Origin of the sequence: Streptococcus parasanguinis (genome assembly GCF_015556095.1) — a bacterium.
In the GTDB taxonomy this organism is placed as follows: domain Bacteria; phylum Bacillota; class Bacilli; order Lactobacillales; family Streptococcaceae; genus Streptococcus; species Streptococcus parasanguinis_Q.
On sequence record NZ_JADNLT010000014.1, the window covers coordinates 16235 to 29416 of the forward strand.

Consider the following 13182-nt stretch of genomic DNA (forward strand, 5'->3'; position numbering starts at 1 on the left):
GAGCATAAAAGGAAAGAACATGAGGGTCAAAATTATTCTATGAAAAATCCCTGAAACAGAGACCAGAACAGGCGATCTCACCCCTTGATGGCAGCAAAATATGCTATAATAGAAGCTATGGATAAATATGAAAAAATAGCCCAAGAATTGGGTGTTAGCTTAAAACAAATCGATACCGTATTGAGTCTGACCGCAGAAGGCTCAACTATTCCTTTCATTGCTCGCTATCGAAAAGATATGACGGGAAATTTAGATGAAGTAGCGATCAAGGCCATTATTGACCGGGACAAATTGTTAACGGCTCTGGCTGAACGAAAGGAAACCGTCCTTGCTAAGATTGAGGAACAAGGCAAATTGACAGAGGCGCTCAAGCGGGCTATTGAGGCTGCTGAAAAATTAGCGGATGTCGAAGAGCTTTATCTCCCATATAAGGAAAAACGGCGGACCAAGGCGACGATTGCTCGAGAAGCAGGACTTTTTCCTTTGGCACGTCTCATTTTGCAAAATAGTCCAGACTTGGAAGCAGAGGCTCAGAAATTTACCTGTGAGGCCTTCCCAACTGAAACTGCGGCTTTAGCTGGTGCAGTGGATATTCTGGTAGAAGCTATTTCAGAGGATACCCAATTACGGGCCCTCACCTATCAAGAAATTCATGGGCATTCCCTCATGACATCAACCTTGAAGGATGAAAGCTTAGATCCTAAGAGAACCTTTGAAATCTATTATGATTTTTCTGAGAAGATCAAGAGTATGCAAGGCTACCGGACCCTGGCGCTCAATCGTGGGGAAAAATTGGGCGTTCTCAAAGTTGGATTCGAGCATCAACTGGATCGGATCATTCGTATTTTTGAGGCTCGTTTTAAAACGAAAAATGCCTATGTCGATGAAGTTATTCAACAAGCGGTTAAGAAAAAAATCGTTCCTGCGATTGAACGTCGGATTCGGACAGAGTTGACGGAGGTGGCAGAAGACGGAGCCATTCAATTGTTCTCTGAGAATCTACGGAATCTATTGCTCATTCCTCCATTAAAAGGGCGCGTGGTCCTTGGATTTGACCCAGCCTTTCGGACAGGTGCTAAACTAGCCGTTGTCGATGAGACAGGAAAGATGCTTGCCACCCAGGTCATCTATCCAGTTGCTCCTGCAAAACCAGCTCAGATCGAGCAGGCTAAAAAGGAACTGTCTTCCTTGATCAAGGAGTTCGGAGTAGAGATTATTGCAATTGGAAATGGAACAGCTAGCCGTGAAAGTGAGGCCTTTGTCGCAGAAGTGCTCCATGACCATCCAGGAGTTCGCTATGTTATTGTTAATGAAAGCGGAGCTTCTGTCTACTCAGCTAGTGAATTGGCCCGTCATGAGTTCCCAGAGCTAACCGTTGAAAAACGCTCGGCCATCTCCATTGCCCGCCGCCTGCAAGATCCGCTAGCAGAATTGGTGAAAATCGATGCCAAATCCATCGGTGTCGGTCAATACCAACACGATGTCAATCAGAAAAAACTGACAGAAAGCTTGGATTTCGTGGTAGATACTGTCGTCAACCAAGTTGGGGTCAATATCAATACGGCTAGTCCCTCTCTCTTAGCCCATGTAGCAGGACTCAATAAAACCATCTCTGAAAATATTGTGAAATACCGGGAAGAAGAAGGAATGATTCTTTCACGAGCACAGATTAAAAAAGTCCCTCGTCTCGGCGCCAAGGCTTTCGAGCAAGCGGCTGGATTCTTACGCATTCCTGAAAGTAAAAATATCTTGGACAATACCGGCGTTCACCCTGAAAGTTACAAGGAAGTTGAAAAACTTTTTCAGCTTCTTGAAATTACCGAACTCGATGCATCAGCTCATGAAAAATTAAAAGCTGTGAACATAAAGGAGATGTCTACTCAGCTGGATCTGGGACCAGAAACCCTGAAAGATATCATTGCCGATCTCCTAAAACCAGGTCGCGATTTGCGGGATTCCTTTGATGCACCTGTGCTCCGTCAGGATGTCTTGGATATTAAAGACCTGCATATTGGCCAAAAATTAGAAGGGGTTGTGCGCAATGTGGTTGACTTTGGGGCCTTTGTCGATATTGGCATTCACGAAGATGGCTTGATTCATATCTCCCATATGAGCAAGCAGTTTATCAAGCATCCAAGCCAGGTCGTCTCAGTAGGTGATTTGGTAACCGTCTGGGTGAAGAAGATTGATGTGGAACGCGAAAAAGTCAATCTCAGTTTGGTAGCTCCGAATGAATCTGACTGAGTATGTACGCCAAGTATCCCTAGAAGATTTTGGGAGAGAATTCCGCCATCAAGCAGAGTGGAATTCACGTCTTCAAACCACTGGAGGTCGTTTCTTTCCCAAGGATCGACACCTTGATTTCAACCCGAAAATATACCAAGCTTTCGGGTTAGAGGTCTTTCGCAAAATCGTCCGCCACGAGCTCTGCCATTACCATCTTTACGATCAAGGTAAAGGGTATCGCCACAAAGATCTAGCCTTTAAGCAACTCCTCCAGCAAGTGGACGGTCTTCGTTTCACACCTCCTCTACCAGATAGAACTGGGGGAGTCAAGCGGATCTATCTCTATCAATGTCCCCATTGTGGCCAAGAGTATAGACGAAAGCGAAAAATCGATCTGAAGAAATATGCCTGCGGTCGCTGTCACAGCCGCCTGCAATTCCTTGAAATGAGACAAGAGTAAGAATCGGTCTTTAGGCGGATCTCTTTCCAGTTAGACTCTGCTAAAATAGGTCTAACTAGAAAGAGGAAAATCAAATGACATCATCATTTTACAAATTAAAACGACATCGCCTGGTTTCAGGTGTGCTAGCTGGCTTAGCTGATAAATTTGGTCTTAGTGTAACTCTCCTACGCTTCTTGTTTATTCTTTTCACGGTTTCTCATGCCTTTATCGGTGTGATTATCTATTTACTGTTAGATACGACCTTGCCTTATAAGGACGAGGAGGAGCAGGAAATGTTTGACTATGGCCCTCGACCTCGTCGAAGAAAAGAGGCTGAACCCATCCATGATCAGAATGATAGCCCATTTTTCTAAAAGGAGATCCGGGTGAAGCAGAAGTTTTATTCCCTTGCTTTTATTCTATATCTCTTCTTCAGTTTTATAGGACAGTTTTTCATTTTAAATCGTGTTTTTGGTGAAGGAGTTGGAACAGTTTTGATGGGAATGCTCCTTTTTCCACTGGGCATTTGGAATAGTCTTTTCTACCTCTTGTTTCTTCCAACAGAAATGGCTAGAAAGCCACAAATTTATCGGTTTTCGATTTTATTTCTTCCGATTTTGTATCTGGTTTTGTCCTTAATGGGGGGAGGACCTTACGCTTTTATGCTTGGCTTGATCGCATTTCCTTCAAATGCGGTGGTCTATGCGGTCTCTACCGGAATCAAATCTATGATCAAAGATTTTTTGCAAGGCCAAGGCTAGAGCATTCTTCATATGTTCCCATCATTTCCTAGAGGTTGGAGACCTTTGTCTCGGCCTCTTTTTGCTTGCCTTAAAAAGGAGTTGAAAATGGATCTTTCAAATGACACTTCAGTCTCTCGTCTGAAGAGAAAATCTGCTATAATAGAGAGAGAATTTGAAAAGGGAGAATGATATGGCAGTTACTGTTCGCGATATACAGGAAAAGCTTCGTCTATCGGTTGTTTATGGGGATGATAGCCTCTTAAGCAAGGAAATTACGACTGCGGACATTTCACGTCCAGGTCTTGAAATGACGGGCTATTTCGACTATTACACACCTGAGCGGATTCAGCTTGTAGGAATGAAAGAATGGTCCTACCTTGTGAAGATGAGCTCTCACAACCGTCATCAGGTCTTGCGCAAGATGTTCCAGCCAGAGACACCTGTCATCATTGTCGCGCGGAATTTAGAAATTCCAGAAGAAATGTTGCGTGCTGCTGAAGAGAAGCAACTGGCCATTTTGAAGAGCAATGTTGCAACCAGTCGTTTATCTGGAGAGCTTTCTAGCTATTTGGATAGTCGGCTAGCAGAACGCACGAGTGTACACGGTGTCTTGATGGATATTTATGGGATGGGTGTCTTGATCCAAGGAGATAGCGGAATCGGAAAAAGCGAGACAGGTCTGGAACTTGTCAAGCGGGGGCACCGCCTCGTAGCAGATGACCGAGTCGATATCTATGCGAGAGATGAGATGACCCTTTGGGGAGAGCCAGCTGAAATCCTACGCCACTTACTAGAGATCCGTGGTGTAGGGATTATCGATGTCATGAGTCTCTACGGAGCCAGTGCTGTCAAGGATTCTTCACAAGTCCAAATCGCTGTTTACTTGGAAAATTATGCTAAGGATCAGGTCTATGATCGTCTTGGTAATAATGCAGAAGAGTTGGAAATCGGTGGCGTGACCATTCCTCGGATTCGCATCCCTGTGAAGACTGGTCGGAACATTTCGGTCGTGATCGAAGCCGCAGCTATGAATGTTCGTGCCAAAGAAATGGGCTATGATGCTACCAAAACTTTTGAAGAACGTTTGTCCCAGTTGATTAGTCAAAATGAGGTGAAGGAATGAATCCAGTAGCCCTTCAATTAGGTCCGATCAGTATTCGTTGGTATGCGATTTGTATTGTCTCTGGCTTGATTCTAGCCGTTTATCTTTCAATGAAAGAAGCGCCCCGTAAAAAAATTGATCCAGATGCTATCATTGATTTCATTTTGATCGCCTTTCCGCTTGCGATTGTGGGGGCTAGACTCTATTACGTTATTTTCGAATGGGGTTACTATAGCCAGCACCTGGGTGAGATTTTCGCCATCTGGAACGGAGGAATCGCGATTTATGGTGGCCTCTTGACAGGTGCCCTTGTCCTCTATCTATTCTCTCGTAGACGCTTGATTGAGCCAATTGATTTCTTAGATATTGCGGCCCCAAGCGTCATGATTGCACAGAGTATTGGTCGCTGGGGAAACTTCTTTAACCAGGAAGCTTATGGAGCTGCTGTTAAAAGTCTCAACTACCTGCCCTCTTTTATTCGAGATCAAATGTATATAGATGGTAGTTACCGTCAGCCAACCTTCTTATATGAATCCAGTTGGAATCTGCTAGGATTTCTCTTGATCTTGATTCTTCGGAGGAAGCCCCAATTTTTGCGGCAAGGTGAGGTCACAGCCTTTTACCTTATCTGGTATGGTTTTGGTCGGATGATCATCGAAGGAATGCGGACGGATAGCTTGATGTTTGCAGGCTTACGTGTTTCCCAGTGGTTGTCAATGATCCTGATTCTAGTTGGACTTGCCATTATCCTTTACCAACGTCGCAAAAAAGCCCCTTATTATGTAGAAACAAAGGAGTAACATATGTTTATTGAAATTGCCTACGGCCTCTTAGGCCTTGCCTTAGTAGCGCTTGTCATTTATATGATTTTTTTCCTCTCAAAGATTGGAAAAGTTGTAGATGAGACGCAAAAAACCATCCAAGTTTTGACATCAGATGTCAATGTCACCTTGCATCAAACCAATGATCTATTGGCAAAAGTCAATGTTTTAACGGATGATTTGAATCAAAAAGTTGCAACGATTGACCCACTCTTTACAGCCGTGGCGGATCTTTCAGAGTCAGTTTCAGATTTGAATGATCAAGCCCGTCAATTGAGTGTCAAAGCAGTGTCAGCTGGTGGAAAAACAGTGAAAGCCTCTATCGGATTAAAAGCGATTAAGATGGCTTCAAAATTATTTAAATAGAATCGAGGAAGAATATGGGACGTTTATCTAGTTTATTAATTGGTGTGATTTCAGGTGCTTCAGCAGCCTACTATTTATCAACTGAGCAAGGAAAGAAAGTCACTAAAAAAGTGGTGCGCTTCGTAAAAGATTATCAAGAAGATCCTCAAGAAGTACATGAATCGGTAAAACAAACTGCTAAGGATGTTTCAAAACAGGCAGCAGAAGTGATCCAACAAACCAAAGAAAAAGTTGGTTCTGGAGAAATTACGACAGGAACTGTTTTGGAGTCTGTCAAAGAAAAGACGCAAGATGTGGTTGAAAAATCTCAAGAAGTCTATCACTCATTTAAGGATAAACTTCAAAAAGAAAATCTAAGTGGCAATGACTTGGTTCAATCCATTCGCAAACAAACAGAATCAGAAGACATCGTGTTAGAGTTGGATGAAAAAGATTCTGAAGAAGCAGCTGAAGAAGAAACAAAAGAAGCATAAAAAAGAGAGTGGGACAGAAATCGGTAATTCGTTAGAATTCGATTTCGTCGTCCCACCTCCGCACAGTTGAGTAGGACTGTAAAAGCTGATGAAATCAGCGTAGTAGAGCCCACTCAACCACTGCGTCTTGCTCGACAATCCAAAAACAATTGAGAGGCTAGGACTTTTGTCCCAGTCTCTTTTTATGGAAGGTAAGATGGCAATTGGCAGTTAAGTTTTGTCTTCCAATTGTTATTCCAATTAAAAAAATTCGAGTAAATAAAAAAATCAGGCGAACCTGATTTTTATTTTTTTCGTTTATTGTAGTAAATTCGGAACCCTTGAATACTAGCAAAGCTAGAACCAATCGCTAAAGCGAACGCAAAGAAGGTATTCATTTTTGTTGCTAAAAAGATAAAACTAAATACCACCGTCAACACACAGAAAATAGCGATATTTAAAAAATATAGCAATTCACTTAATTGAGGTGCGGGTTCAACTTCAGGAGCATAGTCCTGAATAGGGGTTTCTTGGGTTTGTTTGGTTAATTCGATATAATCGAATTCTTCATCATAGTGTCTTAAATTTCTTACGGGCATTTTCTCTCTCCTAACAGTACTCTATTATTCTATCATGAATTCAGGTATATAAATGTTACAAAAATGTTACAAATTTTACAAAATGAATAAATTTTTTTAGAATATCGGAATTTTTGTTATAATGGTTCTATGAAAAATATTATTATTACAGCAACAGCAGAGAGTGTTGAGCAAGCGCAAGCCCTGATTGATGCAGGGGTTGACCGAATCTATGTCGGTGAAAAAAACTACGGATTACGATTGCCTCAAACTTTAAGCTATGACGAAATAAATCGAATTGCCCAACTGGTCCATGCTGCTGGCAAAGAATTGACAGTAGCTGTAAATGCACTCATGCACCAATCGATGATGGATTCAATCAAGCCTTTCCTAGATTTTCTAAAGGAAATTCAGGCTGATTATATTACTGTCGGAGATGCGGGCGTTTTTTATGTCTTGAAACGAGATGGCTATCCATTCAAAACCATCTACGATGCATCAACCATGGTCACTTCTAGCCGCCAGATCAATTTCTGGGGAAAACAAGCAGGAGCTTCTGAAGCTGTTTTGGCTCGTGAGATTCCATCTGCCGAATTATTCGTAATGGCTGAGAATCTTCAGATTCCTGCAGAAGTCTTGGTCTATGGTGCTAGCATTATCCACCATTCAAAACGACCGCTACTTCAGAATTATTACAACTTTATCAAGACAGAAGAGTCTGTGACCAAAGATCGGGATCTGTTCTTAGCAGAACCAGGAGATCCCAATTCTCATTATTCAGTCTATGAGGACAAACATGGAACCCATATCTTCTCAAATAATGACTTGAATATGATGACCAAATTGTCTGAGTTGGTAGAACATGGCTTTGATCATTGGAAACTCGATGGTGTCTACTGTCCGGGTGAAAACTTTGTCAAGATTACAGAGTACTTTGTCAAGGCCCGTGATTTGATTCAAAATGGAACATTTACACAGGATCAAGTCTATCTGTTTGATGAAGAAATCCGCAAATTACATCCAGCTAATCGTGGTTTGGATACTGGTTTCTATGATTATGAACCTGATCGTGTAAAATAACAAATAATACTAGGGCTTCTTCGTTTGTGAGTTTTCCTTTTTCAGGGAACGAAGAGGCTATTCATTATATCGACAATCTTGTAAATTGGAGAAAACATGACAAATACAAAAAAACGTCCAGAGGTTTTGGTACCTGCTGGAACCTTAGAAAAGTTAAAAGTTGCGGTTAATTATGGGGCAGACGCTGTGTTTGTTGGTGGACAAGCCTATGGTTTGCGTAGCCGTGCCGGAAACTTCACCATGGATGAGCTTCGTGAAGGAATTGAGTATGCTCATGCCCGTGGAGTAGATGTGCACGTCGCTTCAAACATGGTGACCCATGAAGGAAATGAACAGGGAGCAGGTGAGTGGTTCCGTGAATTGCGGGATATGGGACTTGATGCCGTGATCGTCTCAGACCCGGCCTTGATTGAAATCTGTGCAACCTATGCACCTGGTCTCAATATTCACTTGTCTACGCAAGCTTCTGCAACCAATGTGGAGACCTTCCATTTCTGGAAAGAATATGGCTTGACCCGTGTCGTCTTGGCCCGTGAGGTATCCATGGAAGAGTTGGCAGAGATCCGTAAGCGTACCGATCTTGAGATCGAAGCCTTCGTTCATGGAGCCATGTGTATTTCTTATTCCGGACGTTGTACCCTTTCTAACCACATGTCTGACCGGGATGCCAACCGTGGTGGCTGTTCTCAATCTTGTCGTTGGAAATACGATCTCTACGATATGCCATTTGGCCAAGAACGCAAGAGTATCAAAGGGCAAGTCCCAGAAGAATACTCTATGTCAGCCGTGGACATGTGTATGATCGAAAATATTCCAGACATGATTGATAATGGAGTTGATAGCTTGAAGATTGAAGGCCGGATGAAATCTGTCCATTATGTTTCAACAGTAGCCAACTGTTACAAGGCGGCTTGTGATGCCTATATGGAAAGTCCAGAAGCCTTTTATGCCATCAAGGATGATTTGATCAATGAATTGTGGAAAGTCGCTCAACGTGAATTAGCAACTGGATTCTACTACCAAACACCGACTGAAAATGAACAATTGTTTGGGGCACGTCGTAAGATTCCTCAATACAAATTTGTAGGAGAAGTCGTGGACTTTGATCCATCTACCATGACTGCGACGATTCGCCAACGGAATGTCATCAATGAAGGCGACCAAGTGGAATTCTACGGACCAGGCTTCCGTCATTTTGAATGCCAGATCCAAGACTTGCATGATAAGGATGGAGTGAAGATTGATCGCGCACCAAATCCGATGGAACTTCTCACGATCACGGTCCCACAAGAAGTCAAGCCAGGAGATATGATTCGTTCTTGCCAGGAAGGCTTAATCAATCTCTACTCAAAAGATGGGGCAAGTAAAACTGTTCGAGTATAACAAAAAAAGAGAGGGTTAAACCTCTCCTTTTTGTTGGGCGATGCGAATGTTATTGGGGACCAAACTGATTTTCTGGATCTCAGAAATCCGAATAATCGTGGACATACTCTTTTTAAAATTTTTCACGATCAGTTGTCGGCGTTCTTGGTCATACTTGACAATATCGCCTGTAAAACTCTTGTTTGAAAAAATAACATGAACCCCTTGTTTTTTTCGCAATGCTTGTTGAATGATTTCAATAATTCTCTCATCTTCTAATGGGGCAGGGGTACTGACTTTTCCATTGAAAAATTCATTTGCTCGGTCTTTAACGATCTCGAGAAATTTTTTCATAGCTAAATTCTCCATAACTTGATACAATATATTATAGATAATTTCAACGATTTTGTAAATGATTTACGAATAATAGAGATGAGAAGGCAAGAAAGGAGTCGTGAAATGGCAGAATTTTCATTCCAAATCGAAGAACATCTACTGGTCTTGTCAGAAAATGACAAGGGTTGGACCAAGGAATTGAACCGTGTAAGTTTTAACGGTGCTCCAGCTAAGTATGATATCCGGACCTGGAGTCCCGACCATACAAAGATGGGGAAAGGCATTACACTCACGAACGAAGAGTTTCAAGTTATGCTCGATGCATTTAAAAATTAAAATAAAAAAGAGGTCCTTCAAGGACTTCTTTTTGTTATAGTCTAAGACTATATAGATGTCAAAGATATTAGATTATCCCAAACCCTTGTTTATCAGGTATTGGACTGCTATAATGGTTGCATTGATGAATTAATGTAAAACTTATAGGAAAGAGGAATTCATATTGACACATACACATGCACCTTATCGCATAGACCATGTTGGTTCATTCCTTCGTCCAGCAGCTTTGGTTCAAGCTCGTGAAGATTTCGCAGCTGGAAAAATCAGTCAGGCTGACTTAACAAAAGTAGAAGATCAAGCGATTCGTGACCTCGTTGAAAAAGAAATTGCTGCTGGTCTGAAGTCAGTAACAGATGGAGAATTCCGCCGTGCTTATTGGCATTTGGATTTCTTCTGGGGCTTTGGTGGCATTGATCATGTCCAAGCTGCTCAAGGTTATCAATTCCATGATGAAACAACCAAGGCGGACTCAGCACTTGTCGTTGGAAAAATCACAGGAGCCAATCATCCATTTGTAGAGCATTACAAGTTCTTGCGGGATCTTGTAGCAGATGTAGATGGTGTAGAGGCTAAATATACTATTCCAGCACCTGCGCAATTCTATTTTGAATTGATCCGTGATGCAGAGCATGTAGAACAATTAAATACCATCTATCCTGATTTTGTGGCTGTTCGTGAAGATATCAAGCAAGCCTATCTTCAAGTGATTCAAGATTTGTATGATGCAGGACTTCGGACCCTTCAAGTAGATGACTGTACGTGGGGTGTCTTGGTAGACGATCATTTCTTGACGGCTTGGGGAGCAGCTCAAGGCAAGTCAAAAGATGAGGTTCGCCGAGAACTCGCTGATCTCTTCTTGACCTTTAACAACGATGTCTACCAAAATGTTCCAGCTGGTTTGACCGTCAATACGCACGTTTGTCGTGGGAACTTCCATTCTACTTGGGCTTCATCAGGTGGCTATGCGCCGATTGCCAAAGAACTCCTTGGAGAAGAAGCGGTCAATGCTTACTTCCTTGAGTTTGACACTGATCGTGCTGGTGGTTTTGAACCACTTGCAGAAGTAACCCCTGGTAAAGGAGTGGTGTTAGGCCTTTTGACATCTAAGAGTGGTCAACTGGAGAACAAGGATGAAGTGATTGCTCGTATTAAAGAAGCAAGTCAGTATGTACCGTTGGAAAATCTTTACCTGTCTACTCAGTGTGGCTTTGCTTCGACAGAAGAAGGAAACATTTTGACAGAAGAAGACCAATGGAAAAAAATCGGTTTGATTAAGGAAATTGTCGCTGAAGTTTGGGGCGAATAAGGAGGAAGAAACATGTCAGATTTACTAAGTATTTATAAAGAATTGCAAGCTAAAAAATGGGTGGACTTGAGTCACCAAATCAATGCGGAAAGTCCACACTTCCCAGCCCTTCCTGCCTTGCAACAAGAAGACCTTTTTACATTAAAAGATGGTTTCCATGTTCAAAAATTTACAGTGGTTGGTCAATACGGAACGCATATTGATGCACCGATTCACTTTGTAGAAGGGGGTCGTTGGTTGGATGAGATTGCCCTCAAAGATCTCCTCTTGCCACTTTATGTTATCGACAAGTCTAAAGAAGTTGCTGCCAATCCAAACTTTATCTTGAGCAAACAAGATATCTTAGACTTTGAGGCAGAGCATGGACAAATTGCTGAGGGTGCTTTTGTTGCCTTCCGCAGTGATTGGTCAAAACGTTGGCCAGATCAAGATGCTATGCGCAATCTTGATGAAAATGGTGTTCAACAAAGTCCAGGATGGAGCCGTGAAGCCTTGGAATTCTTGATTCATGAACGCTATGTTAAGGCTGTGGGTCATGAAACCTTTGATACCGATGCAGGTATTCCAGCAGCAGAGCATGGCTTGGTCAATGAATACTACCTCTTGGAACAAAATATCTACCAAGTTGAAGTCTTGAACCAATTGGACCAAGTTCCAGCTGTAGGTGCTTTGATTTCGATCGCTTTCCCTCACTGGGACAAGGCAACTGGTTCACCTGTCCGTGCCATTGCCATCTTACCATAAACAAAGAAAAAAGCTTGAAGACAGACGTCGCATTTGGACGTTTGTCTTTTTGTATTTACGAAACTATTTTCGTTATCATCTGATATTCCATCTAATAACCTGATTTATAAAAAATAAAAAGGAATATTCGTTTATTATCTCTCCAATGTTTTGAGATGTAGACGTACCGGTGTAAGCCAAATCTTTATAGGGCCTACACAAAGAAAAGAGAGTGGGACAGAAATCGGTAATTCGTTAGAATTCGATTTCGTCGTCCCGCCTCCGCACAGTTGAGTAGGGCTGTAAAAGCTGATGAAATCAGCGTAGTAGAGCCCACTCAACCACTGCGTCTTGCTCGACAATCCAAAAATAATTGAGAGGCTAGGACTTTTGTCCCAGCCTCTTTTTATCTATCAGAGAGAGCTAAAAATTTCTCTCTTTGTTAGTTGAACTATTTGTTAAGATGCATTGAAAATCTATTTCGTTAGAAAATTGACTATTTTTAATGAATAAATTATTGACGAGTCAATTTCCGTTTGATTCCAACAGCACCTGCTAAGACAAGAATTCCAGAGAAGACGAGTCCAGATGCAACAACTTCACCTGTGTTTGGAAGAAGCGATTTGCGACCTCCCCCATTGTTTCCACCATTTGAACCTGGCGCACTTGGTGTCGTTGTGGTACCAGAATGACTAGGTTTATTTGGATTTTCTGTAGTAGATGAAGAAGTCTTAGGCTCTGCAGTAGTAGTTGTTGTTGACGTTGTGTCTTCCTCACTACTATTGTGGTTTCCTGGTTCTTCTGGTGTTGTATCAGGAGTCTCAGGTGTAGTAGGTACAGTAGTCTTAGGCTCTTCAGAAGTAGTTGAAGTAGTTGTAGGCTCATCGGTTGTCGTTACTGTGGTCTTAGGCTCCTCAGTTGTAGTTGAAGTAGTCTTAGGTTCATCAGTAGTTGTTACCGTAGTGGTTGTAGTAGTCGGCTCTTGAGTCGTAGTAGTTGTGGTAGTCGGCTCTTGAGTCGTAGTAGTTGTGGTAGTCGCTTCTTGAGTCGTAGTAGTTGTGGTAGTCGGCTCTTGAGTCGTAGTAGTTGTGGTAGTCGGCTCTTGAGTCGTAGTAGTTGTGGTAGTCGGCTCTTGAGTCGTAGTAGTTGTGGTAGTCGGCTCTTGAGTCGTAGTAGTTGTAGTAGTCGGTTCTTGAGTCGTAGTAGTTGTGGTAGTCGGCTCTTGAGTCGTAGTAGTTGTGGTAGTCGGCTCTTGAGTCGTAGTAGTTGTGGTAGTCGGTTCTTGAGTCGTAGTAGTTGTGGTAGTCGG

General features: G+C 42.3%; 16 protein-coding genes. 13 read left to right on the forward strand and 3 right to left on the reverse strand.

The window, feature by feature from the left end; genetic code table 11:
* Positions 1-87: 87 nt before the first annotated feature.
* The 8 genes from I2E70_RS09580 to I2E70_RS09615 all read left to right on the forward strand — a co-directional run bounded on the left by I2E70_RS09580 (position 88) and on the right by I2E70_RS09615 (position 6173).
* The gene (locus I2E70_RS09580) at positions 88-2244 is read left to right on the forward strand and encodes a Tex family protein (RefSeq protein ID WP_416385332.1); all 2157 of its coding nucleotides are present in this window, start codon (positions 88-90) and stop codon (positions 2242-2244) included.
* Positions 2231-2686 carry a SprT family protein gene (locus I2E70_RS09585; RefSeq protein ID WP_049490955.1) on the forward strand — a complete coding sequence of 152 codons (456 nt, stop codon included), beginning with the start codon at positions 2231-2233 and terminating at the stop codon, positions 2684-2686. The genes I2E70_RS09580 and I2E70_RS09585 overlap by 14 nt, the downstream gene beginning before the upstream one ends.
* A gap of 74 nt (positions 2687-2760) precedes the next feature.
* Positions 2761-3042, forward strand: coding sequence for a PspC domain-containing protein (locus I2E70_RS09590; RefSeq protein WP_003005023.1), 282 nt, complete (start codon positions 2761-2763; stop codon positions 3040-3042).
* Between the two features lie 12 nt (positions 3043-3054).
* Positions 3055-3429: a hypothetical protein gene (locus I2E70_RS09595; protein ID WP_049490956.1), complete on the forward strand. Its 375-nt coding sequence runs from the start codon at positions 3055-3057 to the stop codon at positions 3427-3429.
* Between the two features lie 172 nt (positions 3430-3601).
* Positions 3602-4534, forward strand: a complete 933-nt coding sequence (hprK, locus tag I2E70_RS09600) for an HPr(Ser) kinase/phosphatase (RefSeq protein ID WP_003008114.1) — start codon at positions 3602-3604, stop codon at positions 4532-4534.
* The gene (lgt, locus tag I2E70_RS09605; RefSeq protein ID WP_049490958.1) at positions 4531-5313 is read left to right on the forward strand and encodes a prolipoprotein diacylglyceryl transferase; all 783 of its coding nucleotides are present in this window, start codon (positions 4531-4533) and stop codon (positions 5311-5313) included. The genes hprK and lgt overlap by 4 nt, the downstream gene beginning before the upstream one ends.
* Positions 5314-5316: 3 nt before the next feature.
* The gene (locus I2E70_RS09610) at positions 5317-5700 is read left to right on the forward strand and encodes a DUF948 domain-containing protein (RefSeq protein ID WP_013903891.1); all 384 of its coding nucleotides are present in this window, start codon (positions 5317-5319) and stop codon (positions 5698-5700) included.
* Positions 5701-5714: 14 nt separating this feature from the next.
* The gene (locus I2E70_RS09615; RefSeq protein ID WP_021153588.1) at positions 5715-6173 is read left to right on the forward strand and encodes a YtxH domain-containing protein; all 459 of its coding nucleotides are present in this window, start codon (positions 5715-5717) and stop codon (positions 6171-6173) included.
* Between the two features lie 284 nt (positions 6174-6457).
* On the opposite strand, the gene I2E70_RS09620 is transcribed toward I2E70_RS09615, so the two are convergent.
* Positions 6458-6751, reverse strand: a complete 294-nt coding sequence (locus I2E70_RS09620; protein ID WP_003008106.1) for a DUF3270 family protein — start codon at positions 6749-6751, stop codon at positions 6458-6460.
* 129 nt (positions 6752-6880) lie between these two features.
* On the opposite strand from I2E70_RS09620, the gene I2E70_RS09625 reads away from it, so the two are divergent.
* A complete protein-coding gene (locus I2E70_RS09625; RefSeq protein ID WP_155169933.1) occupies positions 6881-7810 on the forward strand; it encodes a peptidase U32 family protein in 930 nt (309 codons plus the stop codon).
* Positions 7811-7906: 96 nt separating this feature from the next.
* Positions 7907-9193, forward strand: coding sequence for a peptidase U32 family protein (locus I2E70_RS09630; RefSeq protein ID WP_003002878.1), 1287 nt, complete (start codon positions 7907-7909; stop codon positions 9191-9193).
* 15 nt (positions 9194-9208) lie between these two features.
* On the opposite strand, the gene I2E70_RS09635 is transcribed toward I2E70_RS09630, so the two are convergent.
* Positions 9209-9541, reverse strand: a complete 333-nt coding sequence (locus I2E70_RS09635) for a hypothetical protein (protein ID WP_013903885.1) — start codon at positions 9539-9541, stop codon at positions 9209-9211.
* 90 nt (positions 9542-9631) lie between these two features.
* Between I2E70_RS09635 and I2E70_RS09640 the strand changes: the two genes are divergently transcribed.
* The 3 genes from I2E70_RS09640 to I2E70_RS09650 all read left to right on the forward strand — a co-directional run bounded on the left by I2E70_RS09640 (position 9632) and on the right by I2E70_RS09650 (position 11894).
* Positions 9632-9844 carry a YdbC family protein gene (locus I2E70_RS09640; RefSeq protein WP_003002541.1) on the forward strand — a complete coding sequence of 71 codons (213 nt, stop codon included), beginning with the start codon at positions 9632-9634 and terminating at the stop codon, positions 9842-9844.
* 163 nt (positions 9845-10007) lie between these two features.
* Positions 10008-11150, forward strand: a complete 1143-nt coding sequence (locus tag I2E70_RS09645; protein ID WP_129824053.1) for a 5-methyltetrahydropteroyltriglutamate--homocysteine S-methyltransferase — start codon at positions 10008-10010, stop codon at positions 11148-11150.
* 12 nt (positions 11151-11162) lie between these two features.
* Positions 11163-11894 carry a cyclase family protein gene (locus I2E70_RS09650; RefSeq protein WP_118227958.1) on the forward strand — a complete coding sequence of 244 codons (732 nt, stop codon included), beginning with the start codon at positions 11163-11165 and terminating at the stop codon, positions 11892-11894.
* A 493-nt stretch (positions 11895-12387) separates the two neighbouring features.
* Here I2E70_RS09650 and I2E70_RS09655 read toward each other — a convergent pair.
* A partial coding sequence (locus I2E70_RS09655; RefSeq protein ID WP_195424579.1) for an LPXTG cell wall anchor domain-containing protein occupies positions 12388-13182 on the reverse strand: 795 nt, incomplete at its 5' end.